Origin of the sequence: Dialister sp. UBA1703, assembly GCA_002320515.1 — a bacterium.
GTDB lineage: Bacteria > Bacillota > Negativicutes > Veillonellales > Dialisteraceae > Dialister.
The window spans coordinates 3,969-4,941 of the sequence record DCJJ01000099.1 but is presented as its reverse complement, the minus strand read 5'-3'; the positions used below and the strand labels follow the sequence as shown (position 1 = coordinate 4,941).

The 973-nt window shown below is 51.9% G+C and carries 1 protein-coding gene; it reads left to right on the top strand.

Annotated features, from left to right (window positions below; genetic code table 11):
* Positions 1-129: 129 nt before the first annotated feature.
* The gene (locus B2Y11_RS04785; protein ID WP_291056854.1) at positions 130-903 is read left to right on the top strand and encodes a nitrilase-related carbon-nitrogen hydrolase; all 774 of its coding nucleotides are present in this window, start codon (positions 130-132) and stop codon (positions 901-903) included.
* Positions 904-973: the final 70 nt, after the last annotated feature.

Below are 973 nucleotides of genomic sequence, written 5' to 3'. Positions count from 1 at the left end.
GCATTGCATAAAAATTCAAGAATAAAAGCAGACAACGATTTAATCAGCGCTTCCCTAACGAGGGCTGTAAAGAAATATGATTCATATTTCCTACAGCCCTTTGCATATTCCTTGTGCTGAGGTGATGGAATGAGAATTGCTATGCTGCAGATGGATGTGGCAGAGGGAGATAAGGAGAGAAATATCCGCCATGCCTTCGACCTTCTAGATGAGGCGGCGCCCAGGGCAGATGTGCTTGTGATGCCGGAGCTGTGGACCATCGGATACAATTTCCATGATTTTAAAAACAGGATTACACGAGCGGGAGACGGCCTGGTGGACCGGCTGTCCTCCTTTGCTGCTTTCCACCACGTAACCCTGGCGGCAGGCACCCTTCCCTTGGAAAAAGAGGGGATTGTGAAGAACACGGGCCTTATCTTCGGACCTGACGGCAGGGTGCAGGCCCACTACAGCAAGAGACATCTCTTTTACGGCTATCTGGAGGCCCAGCTCATGGCACCGGGGACCCACCTCATGGAAACGGATATTGGCGGTGTAAAAACCGGTATGGCGGTGTGCTATGAATTCTACTTTCCTAAAATGTGGAGGAAAATGGCCAAGGCCGGCATTACTCTCGTGCTGGCTCCCGCTTCCTGGCCCAAAGTGCACCTGTCCCAGTGGGAAGTACTCACCCGGGCCAGGGCCATTGAGAACGGCATGTGCATCTGCGCCGTCAACATGGTAGGCACCTACCACGGTGTCCAGCTGGGGGGACACTCCATGTTCATCGATCCCGTAGGTCGGGTGGAAGTAGAAGGAGACCTGAAGGAGCATATTTATTATGCGGACTACGATGAAGTGAAATATAAAGACCTGGGCAAGCAGCTGGCGGTTATACGGCTGGAAAAGGAAATAGGGCAGTAAAGGGGCCGTAATGCAGGTCCATCGGTGACACCGCTTAAGGAAGCAGTGATTCATTCATAGAGTCTGCTTT